Source organism: Cellulomonas composti, from assembly GCF_007990245.1.
GTDB lineage: Bacteria > Actinomycetota > Actinomycetes > Actinomycetales > Cellulomonadaceae > Cellulomonas > Cellulomonas composti.
In genome coordinates this window covers 52,605-68,568 of sequence record NZ_BJWG01000002.1, presented here as the reverse complement: position 1 = coordinate 68,568, position 15,964 = coordinate 52,605, and the positions used below count along the sequence as shown (strand labels likewise).

At 71.2% G+C, this 15,964-nt stretch carries 11 protein-coding genes and 1 pseudogene; 4 read left to right on the top strand and 8 right to left on the bottom strand.

All coding sequences use genetic code 11. The annotated features are described in order from the left end of the window. Nucleotides 1-84 precede the first annotated feature (84 nt). The 5 genes from CCO02nite_RS02850 to CCO02nite_RS02830 form a co-directional block, all read right to left on the bottom strand. Complete coding sequence (locus tag CCO02nite_RS02850) at nt 85-2,097, bottom strand: M48 family metallopeptidase (protein WP_146841543.1); 2,013 nt, start codon at nt 2,095-2,097, stop codon at nt 85-87. Between the two features lie 244 nt (nt 2,098-2,341). Continuing rightward, entirely contained in the window at nt 2,342-2,632 is a 291-nt protein-coding gene (locus CCO02nite_RS02845) for a HepT-like ribonuclease domain-containing protein (protein ID WP_146841542.1), read from the bottom strand. A 47-nt stretch (nt 2,633-2,679) separates the two neighbouring features. Next, the gene (locus CCO02nite_RS02840) at nt 2,680-3,231 is read right to left on the bottom strand and encodes a nucleotidyltransferase domain-containing protein (RefSeq protein ID WP_246117305.1); all 552 of its coding nucleotides are present in this window, start codon (nt 3,229-3,231) and stop codon (nt 2,680-2,682) included. A gap of 31 nt (nt 3,232-3,262) precedes the next feature. Beyond that, nucleotides 3,263-3,745 carry a PPOX class F420-dependent oxidoreductase gene (locus CCO02nite_RS02835; RefSeq protein ID WP_146841541.1) on the bottom strand — a complete coding sequence of 161 codons (483 nt, stop codon included), beginning with the start codon at nt 3,743-3,745 and terminating at the stop codon, nt 3,263-3,265. 77 nt (nt 3,746-3,822) lie between these two features. Next, on the bottom strand, nt 3,823-5,934 hold the full coding sequence (locus tag CCO02nite_RS02830; protein ID WP_146841540.1) for an MMPL family transporter: 2,112 nt from the start codon (nt 5,932-5,934) through the stop codon (nt 3,823-3,825). A 329-nt stretch (nt 5,935-6,263) separates the two neighbouring features. On the opposite strand from CCO02nite_RS02830, the gene CCO02nite_RS02825 reads away from it, so the two are divergent. Continuing rightward, nucleotides 6,264-8,843 (top strand): ATP-dependent Clp protease ATP-binding subunit, encoded by a 2,580-nt coding sequence (locus tag CCO02nite_RS02825; RefSeq protein WP_146841539.1) that lies wholly within the window; start codon nt 6,264-6,266, stop codon nt 8,841-8,843. A 159-nt stretch (nt 8,844-9,002) separates the two neighbouring features. Here the strand turns inward: CCO02nite_RS02825 and CCO02nite_RS02820 are convergent, their stop codons facing one another. Next, complete coding sequence (locus tag CCO02nite_RS02820) at nt 9,003-9,542, bottom strand: PadR family transcriptional regulator (protein WP_146841538.1); 540 nt, start codon at nt 9,540-9,542, stop codon at nt 9,003-9,005. Nucleotides 9,543-9,580: 38 nt separating this feature from the next. On the opposite strand from CCO02nite_RS02820, the gene CCO02nite_RS02815 reads away from it, so the two are divergent. Continuing rightward, a complete protein-coding gene (locus tag CCO02nite_RS02815; RefSeq protein WP_146841537.1) occupies nt 9,581-10,087 on the top strand; it encodes a hypothetical protein in 507 nt (168 codons plus the stop codon). Between the two features lie 218 nt (nt 10,088-10,305). After that, nucleotides 10,306-10,773: a nitroreductase/quinone reductase family protein gene (locus tag CCO02nite_RS02810; RefSeq protein ID WP_246117304.1), complete on the top strand. Its 468-nt coding sequence runs from the start codon at nt 10,306-10,308 to the stop codon at nt 10,771-10,773. Between the two features lie 319 nt (nt 10,774-11,092). Here CCO02nite_RS02810 and CCO02nite_RS15965 read toward each other — a convergent pair. Together CCO02nite_RS15965 and CCO02nite_RS02800 are read right to left on the bottom strand one after the other, a co-directional pair. After that, nucleotides 11,093-11,581, bottom strand: a pseudogene (locus tag CCO02nite_RS15965) (discoidin domain-containing protein); the annotation flags it as partial. A gap of 176 nt (nt 11,582-11,757) precedes the next feature. Beyond that, the gene (locus CCO02nite_RS02800; protein WP_222593121.1) at nt 11,758-14,433 is read right to left on the bottom strand and encodes a discoidin domain-containing protein; all 2,676 of its coding nucleotides are present in this window, start codon (nt 14,431-14,433) and stop codon (nt 11,758-11,760) included. Between the two features lie 379 nt (nt 14,434-14,812). On the opposite strand from CCO02nite_RS02800, the gene CCO02nite_RS02795 reads away from it, so the two are divergent. After that, nucleotides 14,813-15,943 (top strand): LacI family DNA-binding transcriptional regulator, encoded by a 1,131-nt coding sequence (locus CCO02nite_RS02795; RefSeq protein ID WP_146841534.1) that lies wholly within the window; start codon nt 14,813-14,815, stop codon nt 15,941-15,943. The last annotated feature ends 21 nt before the right edge of the window (nt 15,944-15,964 follow it).

Below are 15,964 nucleotides of genomic sequence, written 5' to 3'. Positions count from 1 at the left end.
TGCTCCCCCCGCATGAGACACCGATGAGAGCGGCGAAGTGTTCTGTCGCGATGCTCCGGGCCATGAGCACAAGCCACGTCGGCGTCAGGACGCCAGCGTGCGCGCTCGCATCCCACGGCAGATCTCGACGAGGTGCTCGCTGTCTCCGGGGACGAGTTCCTTGCTCCGGTCGCTCATCCGCAGGTCGACGATGGTCCCGTCGTACAGCGTCAGCATCAGGACAGCCGGTCTGACGTTCCAGATTCCAGCGTTCACGACCTCCTCCCAGGGCAGGAAGGTGAACTCGTCCTCGAGCCCCTCCGGGGGCACCTTGGCGATCTCACGGAGTCGCTGCTGCCCATGCCGCGGTTGCCCGGGACTCGGCACGAAGACGAGACCCGTGGTCAGGACGAGGACGTCGTGGTCGGCACCAAGGGCACGAACGTTGGAGATGCCGCCGACCGTACGGGCGCCCTCTGCGCTCGCCGGACCGCTCGCGCCGACCGCGTAGGGGTCGACGCCGCGGAGCGTGAGCAGAGCCCGCAGCTCGCGGATGCCGTCGGCGCCACGAACTCCCGTGGCAATGAGGTCGTGCAGCTCGAGTGGCGCGCCGTCCGGGCCGAGAAGGTGGTCGCCGTCGCGCCAGAAGCTCTCCCAGTGCGCGGCCCCCGTCTCCACGAGTGCGACGACCAGCACGGCCACTAGCAGTCGGGCCGTCTGGGACTTACGCATCGAGCTCTCGTCCGGCGGAGCGTCGTCCGCGTCGACGTCGCTGTCCGCTTCCTCGCCGACGTGCTCCTCGTCCTCGTCGTCGTCGCCGTAGTCCTCGTCGTCGTAGTCCTCGCAGTCCTCGTCGTCGTCGCCGTACTCGTAGTCGTCGCCGTAGTCCTCGTACCTCGCCGCGGTCTGCGTCGTGGGGAGGCCGACCGCGAAGAAGAGGTCGTCGAACCGCTCCGCCTCGCCGAGGTCGAGCACGGTTGCGAGCGAGCCGCGCTCGACGTCAGCCACACGCGCAGCGGCGCGGAACACCACGTCAGCGCCGAGTCGGGCCTCCGCCTGCGCCACGTGCGGTGCAAGCTCGTCCCAGGCCATGGGCTCCAGGGTGTCGTCCAGGACGAGGTCGGCGAGCTGCTCGGCGATGTGTTGGAGAGCGCCGACCAGTGCCTGTGCCGGGCGCCGGTCGCGAGCGACCCCGCGCGTTGTGGGGAGCTTCCCGATCGCTTCGAGCCTCGCGGCGGTCGACGGATGGCTGTCCCAGCGAGAGTGCGTGTCGTCCGGCGCGAGACTGCGAAGCTCGGCCAGCTCGTGCGCGCGATCGGCGAGGAGCGCCTCGAACCCGCCGAAGAGTGCCGGAGCCGTCGGTGCAGCACCGACCCGCGCCGCCCTCTCGATGTAGTTCGAGACGTAGAAGTCCCAGGCGGAGCTGAGAACGGCGATGTGCCGCAGCGCGTCCATCGCGGCTTCGTTACCGGCCCCCTGGGCGGCGGACACGTCGGCGTCGAGCTCCTGCCGGCGGCTCGTCGCGGCAGTCGTGAGCAGCACGAGTCGGGCGTATCCGTCGAGCAACCAGCCAACCGGTCCCGCGATCTCGTCGGCGGTCGTCATCGCCACCCTCCGCAAGGCGTACACCAGAGGCGCGAGTCGATCGTGACCGCGTGAGAAGTGGCCGAGCTCGTGCGCGAGAACGGCGCGCAGCTCGGAGACGTCGAGCCCGTAGACCAGGGGGAGTCCGACGTGGAGCGCTCGTCGTGACCCGAACAAGCGGGGGCGCCACTCGACATGCGCGTTTGCGCGGGCCGTGACGGCGATCCGGTCGGGTGTGCGGCTCTCGGTGAGCGCCGCGAGCTCGTCCACGACGCCCCACAGCTCGGGCGCATCCGCTCGGGTGAGCGGAACCCCGAGAGTTCGCGGGGCCCTGGTCCGGGCGAGCTTCACGTGGGCTGTGACTGCGCCGTAGATGGTGAAGAGCGCCACCGTCATCGGCACGATGGTGCCCATGACGTCCTCGTCCACCATGACGAAGACGAGCGCGAGCATCGCCACCACGATCCCGAGGAGGAAGACGTACACGCCGGCGACGAGCGCGATCACGGTGACGCTGCGCGCGGTGGTCCTCACGTCGGAGTTCTTCGGTGCGGCGGGGCCGGTGCTTGAGGTTCCGCCGCACGACTCTGCGAGCGGGCTGTGGTGCTCGTCGTGCCGGGCGATGCGAAGCACGCTGCGACGCGAGCCCGGCGACGTGGCGGCGCGGACGGCGAGGTCTGGGCGTCGGCGAGGGTGACGACCTGTCGAGCTTCGGCTCCTCCCTCGCGATGCGGCACGGCGGGGGCATCGTGCTCGACGCCGATGTGAACCCGCGACGTCACGCCTCGTCGAGCAACGTGACCCGCAGCCGTGGCAGCTCGCGCGCGAGCACGTTCCAGAGCAGGCTCTTGTCGATGCGCACGTAGTGATGCGAGAGCCGGTCGCGCATGCGCTTCAGCTCGCGCCAGGGGACGTCGGGGTGCGCCTGCCTGAACTCGACGCTGAGTGACTCCACAGCGGTCTGGAGGTCGATGAGCAGCGCCTTCGTCGCGAGGTAGGGGATCTCGTCGTCAGGGTCGGCGAACGCTGCAGGGCCGCGTGCCGCGATCTGGTCGGCTGTGCGGAGCATGTGCCCGATGTCCGCGAGCGCCCTCGCCTCTCGCGCCGGGTCGTCGCTCACAGTGCGCGAGCGGTCGCCCGGGCATGCTCCACGACCGGGCCTTGCCCGTCGTCGTGCACGACGTCGACCGGGACGCCGAGGAGGTCTTCGAGCCCGATCTCCATCCGCATGATGTCGATCAGCGATGTCTCTGGAGCGGCGTCGACGAGCAGGTCCAGATCGGACTCCGGGGTGTCGGTCCCGGTCGCCGTGGAACCGAACACGCGGACGTTGCTGCCGCCGAGTCGCCCGACGATCGCCAGCACCTCGTCGCGGTGGGTGGAGAGTGCGCGCGACGGTCGCGGGCGAAGCGCGGCCTCCACGCGACTCAGTTGCACGGGTCCGAGCGGTCGCCGGCCGGTCTCGTGCGCCGAGATGTTCGGCTGCGGCACACCGCTCAGGCGCGCGAGTTCTGCCTGGGTCAGGTCGAGCTCGCGCCGCTGCCGTGAGATGTCCACAGGCCGACGATAGCGGGCTGCTATCTCACGCGGAATCTCTCGGCCATGTCTGGGTGCGGGGCGGCCGTGTTCGACGATCTCGTGAGGCAAGGCGTGCGTGGGAGGCTTCACGCACCCGGTGTCGTACGTTCGCGCCCGGAGCTCAGTCCACGGCGTCGAGGCGGGCTGCGACCTCGGCGGGGAAGCCGCCGGTCGCGATCGGGCCCCAGCGCTGGGGCGTGATGCGCAGCAGGCTCTTGCCCTGCAGCCGCATCGCCGCGCGGTACTCGTCCCAGTCGGGGTGCTCGCCCGCGATGCAGCGGAAGTAGTCGACGAGCGCGTCCTCCGCCGCCGGCATGTGCAGCACCTCGGCGGTGCCGTCGACCTGCACCCACGGGCCGTCCCACTCGTCGGAGAGCACGCACACGCTGACGCGCGGGTCGCGTTCGGCGTTGCGCGTCTTGGCGCGGCCGGGGTACGTGGAGACGACGATGCGGCCCTCGTCGTCCACGCCGCCCGAGACGGGGGACACCTGCGGGCGACCGTCGCCGCGCGTGGTGACGAGCAGCAGATGGTGCCGGGGCCGGACGAAGTCGAGCAGCTCGTCGTGCGTGGCACTGGTGACGGTCGCGATGGTGCGAGGCATGGGACGACGGTACGACGGGCGCGACGACGGGACGACGAGCCCCCCGCGCTCGTCGTCCCGTCGTCGCGCCCGGTCCGTCAGACCGGCGCGGGCACCCGCTCGACGACGCGGGCAGGCTCGGTCTCGATCGGCGGGTCGGACCGCCGGGCGAGGGCGCTGGGCCACCACATGCGCGGGCCGATGTCGAGGTTGAGCGCCGTGACGAGGACGGACCGCACGACGAGCGTGTCCAGCAGCACGCCGAACGCCACGGCGAACCCGATCTCCGCGAACGACACCGCGGGCAGCGTGCCGAGCACCAGGAACGTGCCGGCGAGCACGAGCCCGGCCGAGGTGATGACACCGCCGGTGGCGGCGAGCCCGACGAGCGACCCGCGCCTGTGCCCGATCCGCGCGGCCTCCTCGCGGACACGCGTCATGAGGAAGATGTTGTAGTCGATCCCCAGCGCGACGAGGAACACGAAGACGAACAGCGGGAACGACGAGTCGGCGCCGGCGAAGCCGAACACGTGCCGGAACACGAGGGCCGAGACGCCGATCGCGGCACCGAACGAGAGCACGACCGTCCCCATGAGAACGAGCGGCGCGACGATCGCGCGCAGCAGCATCACGAGGATGAGCAGCACGGCCAGCAGGATGATCGGGATGATCACCGCGTTGTCGCGTGCGGACGCTCGCTGGACGTCGAGGTTGGTCGCGGTCTCGCCGCCGACGATCGCGTCGGCGGCCGGCAGGGCGTGCACGGCGTCCCTCACGCGGTCGACCGTGTCGAAGGCGGCGTCGGAGTCCGGTTCGTCGGTGAGCGTGCCCTCGAGGTAGGCGATGCCGCCGACGACCGCGGGGTCGGTGACCGACGCGGCGTCGATCCCCTCGACCGCGGCGAGCGTCGAGCGGACCTCGTCGGCCGCGGAGGCGTCCGCGAGGACCACCACGGGAGACCCGGCGCCACCCGGGAAGTGCGCGGACAGCACCTTCTCCCCGACGATCGACGGCTGCTCGCCGCGGAACGACTCCTCGGTCGACAGGCCCGTGGCGCCCAGCTGCAGCACGCCGAGGGCCGCGACCGCGAGGACGACGGCCGTCCCGAGCCAGGTCCCGCGGGGATGCACGGCGATCCGCTCGCCGGCGCGCGCCCAGAAGCCGTGCTCGGTCGGCTCCGCGTCACCTGCGTGCGGCACGCGCGGCCAGAACACCCAGCGCCCGGCGACGACGAGCAGGGCCGGCAGGAGCGTGAGCATGACGAGCAGGCACACGACGATCCCGGCGGCGGCCACCGGCCCGAGGCCCGCGGTCGAGCTCATGGTCGCGAACAGCAGGCACAGCATCCCGGCGGTCACGGTGGCGCCGCTCGCGACGATCGCGGGGCTGGCGCGGTGCAACGCGACAGCCATCGCCTCGTGCCGGTCGGTGTGCTTGCGCAGCTCCTCGCGGTAGCGCGCGGTGAGCAGCAGCGCGTAGTCCGTGCCGGCCCCGAAGACGAGCACCGTGAGGATGCCGGCGCTCTGCGCGTTGACCGTGAGGTCGGCGTACTCGGCCAAGAGGTAGACCACGGCCTGCGCGACGGTCAGCGCGATGCCCGCCGAGATGACGGGCAGCAGCCACAGCACCGGGCTGCGGTACGTCAGCAGCAGGATGACGATCACGACGAGGGCCGCCGCGTAGAGCAGGGTCGAGTCGATGCCCTCGAACGCCTTCGCGGAGTCCGCGGCACCCCCGACCGGTCCCGTGACGTACAGATGCAGGCCGTCGGGGTCGTCGTCGCCGGTGGCCTTCAGTGCCTCGACGACGCCGATCGACTCGTCCCAGTCGGTCAGCGTGATCGGGACGATCACCTGGACCGCCTCGCCGTCGGCGGACGGCACGGGCCCGACGATGTCGCCCGCGAGGTGCTCGAGCGCGCCCCACTCCTCGATGTCGGAGGCGATCGCCGCCTCGTCGTCGGGCGTGAGCCCTCCGGGACGCTCCAGGACGACGACCGCGGGTGCCGTGTCGGCCGGGACGAACGCCTCGGCCCGCTCGAGGACCTGCGTGGACTCAGCGTCCTTCGGGAGCCAGCTCGCCGCCTCGTTGTCCTGCGCGGCGGTGAGCTTGCCCGCGAGCGGGCCGAGCAGCGCGACCACGCCGAGCCAGAAGGCGATGACGACGTACTTCACGTAGCGGTGGGTGATCCACCCGGCGACCTTGGCCATGACACGTCCCCTGACAGGTGTCTGTGGTGTGGGTTGGGAGGGCGCGCGGCGCGCCGAGCACCAGACTGTCGAACCAGGAGCAATCGGGACCATCGGGGATACCCCCGGTTCTTCCCTGGGGCTCCCCTGAGTCCGCTGGGGGACGGCGCAGGGGTTCAGCGGCGGTGGCCTGCTGGTGCCGGGCGCCCGGCTCGGGCTTTTCACGCCTGCGGCGAACACGGCCATGTGGGGACACATCGCGCCGTTAGCATCGAACAACGCCGCCTCGTCGTCGGCCCCGTGGTGAACCCGCGGGAGCGCGACGAGCACGCCGCTCGTGAGGAGTGCACATGTTCGAGAGATTCACGGACCGAGCCCGTCGCGTGGTCGTCCTCGCCCAGGAAGAGGCGCGGATGCTCAACCACAACTACATCGGCACGGAGCACATCCTCCTGGGTCTGATCCACGAGGGTGAGGGCGTCGCCGCCAAGGCGCTGGAGTCGCTCGGCATCAGCCTCGAGGCCGTGCGCGCGCAGGTGCAGGAGATCATCGGCGAGGGCCAGCAGGCGCCGAGCGGGCACATCCCGTTCACGCCGCGCGCCAAGAAGGTGCTGGAGCTGAGCCTGCGCGAGGCGCTGCAGCTGGGCCACAACTACATCGGTACCGAGCACATCCTGCTGGGCCTGATCCGCGAGGGCGAGGGGGTCGCGGCGCAGGTGCTGAACAAGCTGGGCGCGGACCTCAACCGCGTGCGCCAGCAGGTGATCCAGCTCGTCTCCGGCTACCAGGGCAAGGAGCCGGTCGCGGCCGGCGGGCCGCAGGAGGGCCAGCCCTCGGGCAGTGCCGTGCTCGACCAGTTCGGGCGCAACCTCACGCAGGCCGCGCGCGACAACAAGCTCGACCCGGTGATCGGGCGCGAGAAGGAGATCGAGCGGGTCATGCAGGTGCTGTCCCGCCGCACCAAGAACAACCCGGTGCTGATCGGCGAGCCCGGCGTCGGCAAGACGGCGGTCGTCGAGGGTCTGGCGCAGGACATCGTGCGCGGCGACGTGCCCGAGACGCTCAAGGACAAGCAGCTCTACACGCTCGACCTGGGCGCGCTGGTGGCCGGCTCCCGGTACCGCGGTGACTTCGAGGAACGCCTGAAGAAGGTGCTCAAGGAGATCCGCACGCGCGGCGACATCATCCTGTTCATCGACGAGATCCACACGCTCGTCGGGGCGGGTGCCGCGGAGGGTGCGATCGACGCGGCGAGCATCCTCAAGCCGATGCTCGCGCGCGGCGAGCTGCAGACCATCGGCGCCACCACGCTCGACGAGTACCGCAAGTACGTCGAGAAGGACCCGGCCCTGGAGCGGCGTTTCCAGCCGATCCAGGTCGCGGAGCCGAACCTGCAGCACGCGATCGAGATCCTCAAGGGTCTGCGCGACCGGTACGAGGCGCACCACCGCGTGTCGATCACGGACGCTGCCCTGGTCGCCGCCGCCACGCTGGCGGACCGGTACGTCAACGACCGCTACCTGCCGGACAAGGCGATCGACCTGGTCGACGAGGCCGGCGCCCGCCTGCGCATCCGCCGCATGACGGCCCCGCCGGAGCTGCGCGAGCTCGACGAGCAGATCGCGACGACCCGCCGCGACAAGGAGTCGGCGATCGACGAGCAGGACTTCGAGAAGGCGGCGCGCCTGCGCGACCAGGAGAAGCAGCTCGGCATCAAGCGCGTCGAGAAGGAGAAGGCCTGGAAGTCGGGCGACCTCGACGCGATCGCCGAGGTCGACGAGGAGCTCATCGCCGAGGTGCTGGCGAACGCCACGGGCATCCCGGTGTTCAAGCTCACCGAGGAGGAGTCCAGCCGCCTGCTCAACATGGAGGAGAACCTGCACAAGCGGGTCGTCGGCCAGAACGCGGCGATCAAGGCGCTCTCGCAGGCCATCCGCCGCACGCGGGCCGGCCTCAAGGACCCGAAGCGCCCCGGTGGTTCGTTCATCTTCGCCGGCCCCACGGGTGTCGGGAAGACCGAGCTCGCCAAGGCGCTCGCGGAGTTCCTGTTCGGCGACGAGGACGCGCTCATCCAGCTCGACATGTCCGAGTTCTCGGAGAAGCACACGGTCTCGCGGCTGTTCGGCTCGCCCCCCGGGTACGTCGGGTACGACGAGGGTGGTCAGCTCACCGAGAAGGTGCGGCGCCGGCCGTTCTCCGTCGTCCTGTTCGACGAGGTCGAGAAGGCGCACGCGGACATCTTCAACTCGCTGCTGCAGATCCTCGAGGACGGTCGTCTGACCGACTCGCAGGGCCGCGTGGTGGACTTCAAGAACACCGTCATCATCATGACGACGAACCTCGGCACGCGGGACATCGCCAAGGGCCTCATGACGGGCTTCCAGGCCGGCGGCGATCTGTCCACCGACTACGAGCGCATGAAGTCGAAGGTCAACGACGAGCTCAAGACGCACTTCCGTCCCGAGTTCCTCAACCGCGTCGACGACGTGGTGGTCTTCCCGCAGCTGTCGCAGTCGGAGATCTTCTCGATCGTCGACCTCATGGTGGCCAAGCTCGACAAGCGCCTGAAGGACAAGGACATGGCCATCGAGATCACCCCGGCGGCCAAGAAGCTGCTCTCCGAGAAGGGCTACGACCCGGTGCTCGGCGCGCGTCCGCTGCGTCGTGCGATCCAGCGGGACATCGAGGACGCGCTGTCAGAGAAGATCCTGTTCGGCGAGCTCAAGTCCGGTCAGCTGGTCATCGTGGACGCGGAGGGTGAGGCGCCGCTCGGCGAGTTCACGTTCCGCGGCGTGCCCAAGGGCACGAGCGACCGCGAGCCGGCGCCGGTGGGCGCGTCGGTCGGCACCCGGGGCTCCGGCACCGACCTGCCGGCCGCACCGCCGATCGTCTCGACCGGCGACGGCGGCTCGGGCCTCATGCCCGCCTGACGCAGCACCCCGCACGACGAAGGCCCGGTCCCCACGGACCGGGCCTTCGCCGTCGTCACCCAGCCCTGACGGCCTTCGCCGTCGTCACCCAGCCTCGGCAACGGTGATCGTGCGAGGAATAGGCCACGAATCGTGGCCGATCCTTCGCACGATCGGGGGTCAGTCTCTGGGGTGCGGCTGGTCGGGCGACTGGCGCAGCGAGGCGATCGACGACGACGCCCACTGGGCCTGGGCGCGGGCGCCGGCCTCGCCCGCGGCGATCGTGAGCAGGAAGTAGTCGCGGTCGGGGGAGTTCTCCGCCTCGACCTCGGCGCGGATCGCGGCGAGCGTCGCCAGCGACTCGCCCGCCTCGCGGACGGCGTCCTGCAGGAGCTCGATGCACTGCTCGCGACCGAGGGTGCGGCCGAAGAACAGCCGCAGCAGCAGGCCGTTGCGCGCGGGGCTGCGCTCGATCGGCTCCGCCAGCAGCTCGCGCAGCCGGACCCGTCCGGGGTCGGTGAGCGTGAACCGACGTTCCTCGTCGCGCCCGACGAGCCCCGCCTCCTCGAGCCGCGCGAGCGCCGGGTAGATCTGGCCGAAGCTCTCGCTCCAGAAGTGCCCGAGCGTCGAGGTGATCGCGGCGCGCAGCGCGTAGCCGGTCATCGGCTCGACGGACAGTGCGCCGAGAACGGCGAGGTCGGTCTGTGGTCGTCTGCTCACCTCTCGACTATATCTGCCAGATATGTTTCGATGCCACCATGACACCGCAGGCACCCACCCCGTCCGCCACGCTCTCGTCCGACACCCCCTCGTCCGCCACCCCCTCGTCCGCCACCCCCTCGTCGACGCCTGTTCCCGGCGAGAGCCGCACGGCTCGTCGTGTCGCGGTCACGCTGATGCTCGGCACGACCGCGTTCCAGGCGGCGCTTGCCGCCGGCGCACCGTGGGGAGCCGCCGCGTGGGGCGGCGCGACGTCCGGCGTCCTGCCCGCCGACCAGCGCGTGGCAAGCGCCGTGGCGGTCCCGGTCTACGGCCTGCTGGCCGCGTTCGCCGCGGGCAAGATCGGTTCGCCGACGCTGCAGCGCCGCGTCCTGCGGGTCGCGTCGGTCGTGATCGGCGCGGGCGCGGTGCTCAACCTCGCGTCGCCGTCACTCGTCGAGCGCATCATCTGGGTCCCGGTGACGGTCGCGGCGTCGTGGGCGCTGTGGCGCAGCGCCCCCAACCGCCCGGCCGCGCTCCCGGCATCGAACCCGGCGACCGCCTGACCCCACCCCGATCGCCTGCACTCCCACGGACCCCGTCGACATCTGCGGACCCCGCCGGTGTCTGCGGACGTCGTGGATGTCTGCGGACCCCGCGATGGCAGGGTCCGCAGACGCGCCAGCGGTCCGTAGGCGTTGCGGGGGTCCGTGGATGGGCGGCCGACGGGGCGCCGGCGTGACACGATGCGCCGAAGTGACACGATGCGCCGACGGAGGTGAGCGTGGGCTTCACGGGATGGGTGCGCACGGTCGGGCGGCAGCGGTGGTTCGCGCGCCTCGGCCGCGCGATGACCCGCGTGGACCGGCGGCTGCAGAAGGCGACCGGCGGACGCTGGAGCGTGCTCGGCCGCAGCTGCCTGCCGCAGCTCATCCTGACCACCACGGGCCGGCGCAGCGGTGAGCCCCGCGAGTCGGTGCTGCTGTTCGCCCGCGACGACGCGAGCTGGGTGGTGATGGGCTCCAACTGGGGTCAGGAGCACCACCCGGCGTGGTCGTACAACCTGCTGGCCGAACCGCGCGCGACGGTCACGGTCGGCGGCCGCACCACCGCGGTGTCGGCGCACCTCGCCACGGACGACGAACGCGCCCGGCTGCTGCCGGCCCTGCTCGAGGTCTGGCCCGGCTACGAGCAGTACGCGCAGCGCGCCGGCCGCGAGCTCCGGGTGTTCGTCCTGACCCCTGAGGCGTGAGGAGCCAGCCGTGCGCCGGGTGGTCACGACGTTCGTCGGGATGCTCGTCGGGACGGGAGCCGTCGCCCTCGGCGCGTGCAGCGGCGCCGACCCGCCGACCCCGGCGGTTGCCCATGAACGTGTGGCTGTGCGAGCGGCCCGCCTGGCCCGGGAAGACGATCGGGTCGTCCGGGAGCGTGTGGGTCGGCACGCAGTTCGCCTGGAACTCGTGGTGCGTCACGTAGGTGTCGGCACCGGGGGGCGCCGACGGCAGCGGCTTCGGGTTGTACGGCGGCAGGGTCGTCCCGCCGGCGCCGAGGATCTGCAGCTCCCACAGGGAGAAGCCGTAGCCCGTCGCGCGCGTCTGCAGGTTGATCCGCACGTAGCGGCCGGTGCCGGCCGCGTTGACGGTCTGCGTGCCGCCGGTGCCGTTGGTCACCGAGGCCAGGGTCGCGAAGCCGCTCGTCGGGCTGTTCGAGATCTGCACCTGGAAGGACTTGGCGTACGCCGCCTCCCACTGCAGCACGACCTGCGAGATCGTCGCGCTCGCGCCCAGGTCGACCTGGAGCCACTGGTTGTCCGAGAACGCGCTCGCGAACCGGGTGTTCGTCTTGCCGTCGACGGCCTTGGCGGCGACGAAGTCGGCACCTTCCGAGGACGATGCCGAGGCGGCCTTGCCGAGGGCGATGTTCGTCGGCGCCGCGTCGGCGGCCGTCGAGAGCGCCGCGACGGCGCCGACCGCGACGAGGGTTGCGGCGAGGCCCGCGGCGAGTGCCGCGGACAGCCGGGACGAGGCTCGTCTCCGCCGCTGGAGGGCGAGGATCTGCATGGGGTGACTCCTTCGTTGGAGGGATGGGCCGCGGTCACCTGCGCGGGCTGCGAGGCGGTCCGGGCGGGGCCGCAGCCCACGTCCCCGCCCGGACCGGTCGGTGGCGCACGGTCGCTGCCGTGCGCGGTCAGGCCGGCGCGGGCCCCGTCAGCGACGACCGGGGCCCGCGAGCCTTGTCAGCGGTAGACGCCCAGCTCGTACAGCGAGTAGCCGTACGCGGTGCCGCGGGTCACGCCCTGGATGCGGACGTAGCGCGCGTTGCCGTTGACGGCGTGGGTGTCGACGTTGCCGTCGCCGTCGGTCACCGTCCTGAGCGTCGACCAGGTGTTCCCGTCGTCGGACTGCTGGATCAGGTAGCCCTTGGCGAACGCGGCCTCCCAGACGAGCTGGAGCGACGTGAACGTCTGCTTGCTGCCGAGGTCGACCTGGATCCACTCGGTGTCCGTCCAGTTGGACGACCAGCGGGTGGTGTAGTCGCCGTCGACGGCCTGGGCGGGCGTGTAGTTGCCGTTCCAGGGGTCGAACGACGAGGCCGAGGCCGTCTTGCCCTTGGCGATGTTCGTGCCGTTCACGGCCGGCGGAGCAACCCGGAAGGAGACCGTCTGGACGCCGACGTTGCCCTTGCCGTCCTCGGCGAAGAGGTACGCCTTCCACACGCCGAGCGTCTGCGGCGCCGTGAAGGTGAACACGTTGCCGTTCCTCTGGTGCTCGACCCACTGCAGCCCGCCCGCGTCGTTGATCGGCTGGCTGTTGACGAACGTCACGTAGTTGATCGGGTCGCCCTGCGGGTCGCTGACCGCGGCGCGCAGGGTCACGGTCGAGCCCGCGACGATGCTCGTGCTGTTGTCGATCGACATGGACTGGAACGTCGGCGGCGTGTTGACGCCCGACTGACCGGCCGAGCCGCCGTACATCTTGGCGATCGCGTAGTACGCGAGGCGCTTGTTGCCGCCGGGGATGACGTTGAACCAGATGCCGCCGAAGTCACCCTCGAGGCCGTAGTGGAACATCGTCGCGCCCAGCGCCACGCCGCGGTGCTCACCGAGGCAGTTCCACGACTTCACGTAGCCGTTGGCGTTGTCCTGGTCCGTGCCCTGGTTCGGGATGCCGTTGACGTCCGGGTCGGCCTCCCACGAGCCCACGGGCCCGCCCTCGGTGAGGATGTAGGGCTTGGTGTAGCCGCCGCTGACCCACGTCTGCTTCGTCGAGCACACCGCGCCGTAGCTGTTCAGGCCGTAGAGGTCGAGCGCAGGGGTGTAGGCCTTGAGGTACGGCCAGGCGCCCGTCCACGCGTCCGTCGACGTGACGGGGTGGTTCGGGTCGATCGCCTTGATCTGCACCGCGACGTCGTTGACGAACTTGGCGTACGCGTTGCGGTTCTGCTCGACGCCGCCGCCCGTCGTGCCGCACGAGCCGAGGCCCAGCAGCGACTCGTTGCCGACGTCCCACATCAGGACGCCCGGGTTGTCCTTGTACGCGCGGACCTGCGTGAGGATGTCGTTCATCGAGTTGGCCTTGTAGGTCGCGTCGTTGACGTAGTCCGGGCAGCCGCCCGAGCCGGGGCCGCCGCCGGGGGCCAGCCAGAAGCCGGCGATCACGCGGATGCCGTTGGCCGCGGCCTGGTCGAACAGCGCCTTGCTGCCGGCGTCCGTGCCCCACGTGCGGATGGTGTTGACGCCCATCGCCTTGAGGTTGGCCACGTGGGCCGGGAACTCGGCGACCGACGGGCCCCACGTCATGCCCTTGACGACCCACTGCTTGCCGTTGACCTGCAGCGCCCAGTTGCCCTGGCTGCCCGCGACCTTGACCTTGCCGTCGGCGGGACCGTCGGGGACGTTCGGGTTGGTGAGGTCACCGGTCGGGGTGGTGGGGTCGGTCGGGTTCGTCGGGTCGGTCGGCGTCGTGCCGGTCGTCGAGACCTTGACCTCCCACAGCGAGAAGCCGTAGCCCGTGGCGCGCGTCTGCAGGTTGAGCCGCAGGTAGCGACCCTTGCCCGAGGCCGCGACGACCTGGTTGGCGCCGCCCGTGCCGTTGGTGACGGTCGCGATCGTCGTGAAGCCGCTCGTCGGGCTGTCCGAGACCTGGACCTGGAACGCCTTGCCGTACGCGGCCTCCCAGTTCAGGGCGACCTGGCAGACGTTCGTCGACGAGCCGAGGTCGACCTGCCACCACTGGTTGTCGCTCCACGCGCTCGACCAGCGGGTGCCGGCGTTGCCGTCAGCAGCGAGCTTCGAGGAGTCGCCGCCGCCCTCCGACGAGGAGGCCGAGGTGGTCTTGCCCGACGCGACGTCGTCGTTGTTGCAGGCGGTCGGGTTGGTGGGCGTCGTCGGGTCCGGGGTCGGCGTGGTGCCGGTGGTGCCGAAGACCTGGAGCTCCCACAGCGAGTAGCCGTAGCCGGTCGCCCTCGTCTGCCCCTGCATGCGGACGTACCGGCCGTCGCCCGAGACGGTGAGCGACTCGTTGCCGCCCGTCCCGTTGGTGCGCGTGCTCACGGTCGTCCAGCTCGTGCCGTTGTCCGAGACCTGGATGAGGTAGTTCTTGCCGTACGCGGACTCCCAGCGCAGGTCGACGCGCTCGATGTGCGCCGTCGCGCCGAGGTCGACCTGGAGCCACTCGTTGTCGGTGCGGGCGGAGGCCCAGCGGGTGCCGTTGTCGCCGTCGACCGCGAGCTTGGCGCCCAGGTAGTCGGGGCTCTCGGTGGACGAGGCGGTGACGGTCTTGCCCTGCGAGAGCAGGACCGGTGCCGCCTGGGCGGCGGCGGGCAGGATCAGTCCGGCTGCGGCAAGCGCGCCGGCCGCAGCCAGGGCCAGCAGGCCCCGGGAGCGGGATCGGGGGAGGGCGGTGATGGACACAGGTGTCTCCTCGTCGGCCAGGTCCGTCCGTACGGGAGGCCCGGGGCGCGTCGCCTGCGACGCGGCGGTCCCGTCCGTGTGGGCCGGGGCGTGTCGTGTTGGTGTTGTCGCGCATCGCGTCGGGTCGATCACGACGTCGTGATCGCGTTCCGACGCGTTCTCCAGATGGGCTGAGGTTCTGGGAAAGCGCTCTACCGCCATGGGCTGGTGACGGGCCGTGCATCTTGTGGGGTGGAGTGATGCTGAGCCGGGAAACCGGCCGTAGGTCCCGATTTCACCCGCTCCGAGCCGCCACGTCAAGCGGTAGGCGTGTCCGTATGAGTCCAATCGGGTGACCGGATGCGGGAAAGCGCGATCCCGAAGGGGTTACGATCGCTGCATGGACGAGGACGTGCCGACCGGGACGGTCGAGGAGCTGCGTGAGAGCAGCCGGCTCGACGGCCCTGTGCTCGACCCGGCCCGGCCGGGACTCGACGACAACCCGGCGCCAGGAGCGCCCACGCTCGACGACGTCGCCCGGGTCGCCGGCGTCTCGCGCGCGACGGTCTCGCGCGTCGTCAACGGCAAGCGTCGGGTGGCGCCGCACCTGCAGGACGTCGTGCGGGCCGCCATCAGCAGCGTGGGGTACGTGCCCAACCTCGCCGCGCGATCGCTCGTGACGCGCCGGACCGGCTCGGTCGTCGTCGTCGTCTCCGGTGTGGAGGACCGCGGCTCGGACTCGCTGGCGATCGACTTCGCCGACCCGTTCTTCGGACGCGTCGTCGGCGGGATGCTGCGCGCGCTGCGGCCGCGCGGGGTCGACCCGGTCCTCATGCTCGCCGAGTCGGAGGCCGACCGCTCGCGCGTGCTGTCCGCGCTGCGCAACGGCAACGCGGACGGGGCGATGCTCGTCTCGACGCACGCCGACGACCCGCTGCCGGCCCTCATGGTCGAGGCCGGGATGCCCGCGGTCCGCTTCGCGCGCCCGAGCCAGCCGCTGCCCATCAGCTACGTCGACGTCGCCAACTCCGACGGCGGCCGGCTCGCCGCCGACCACCTCGTGCGACGCGGTGCTCGCGACGTCGTCGCGATCTCGGGGCCGCTCGACGTGCCGGCCGCGCGGGACCGGCTGGCCGGGTTCGAGGACGCGATGGCGCGCCACGGGCTCCCGTACGTCCCGACGCGCGCCGGCAACTTCACCTACGCGAGCGGCGTCGAGGCGATGCACGAGCTGCTCGACGAGCACCCCGACCTCGACGGCGTGTTCGCATCCAACGACCTGATGGCGCTCGGCGCGATCGCCGTGCTGCACGAGCGCGGTCGTCGGATCCCGCAGGACGTCGGCGTCGTCGGGTTCGACGACAGCTCGGTCGGCGCGCTCGCGCGGCCGGGTCTGACGACCGTGCGGCAGCCGATCGAGGAGATGGCGGCCGAGATGGCGCGGATACTGCTCGACGTCCTCGCCGACCCGGGTCGGCGCGAGACCTCCGTGATCTTCGAGCCGACCCTCGTGGTGCGCGGCACCACGTGACCAGCCGTCAGTCGACGCAAA

Excerpts from the sequence above, each read along its gene's own strand:
- CCO02nite_RS02830 (WP_146841540.1), bottom strand. The coding sequence starts at position 5,934 with ATGGCCAAGGTCGCCGGGTGGATCACCCACCGCTACGTGAAGTACGTC.
- CCO02nite_RS02835 (WP_146841541.1), bottom strand. The coding sequence starts at position 3,745 with ATGCCTCGCACCATCGCGACCGTCACCAGTGCCACGCACGACGAGCTG.
- CCO02nite_RS02795 (WP_146841534.1), top strand. The coding sequence starts at position 14,813 with ATGGACGAGGACGTGCCGACCGGGACGGTCGAGGAGCTGCGTGAGAGC.
- CCO02nite_RS02845 (WP_146841542.1), bottom strand. The coding sequence starts at position 2,632 with ATGCTCCGCACAGCCGACCAGATCGCGGCACGCGGCCCTGCAGCGTTC.
- CCO02nite_RS02825 (WP_146841539.1), top strand. The coding sequence starts at position 6,264 with ATGTTCGAGAGATTCACGGACCGAGCCCGTCGCGTGGTCGTCCTCGCC.
- CCO02nite_RS02815 (WP_146841537.1), top strand. The coding sequence starts at position 9,581 with ATGACACCGCAGGCACCCACCCCGTCCGCCACGCTCTCGTCCGACACC.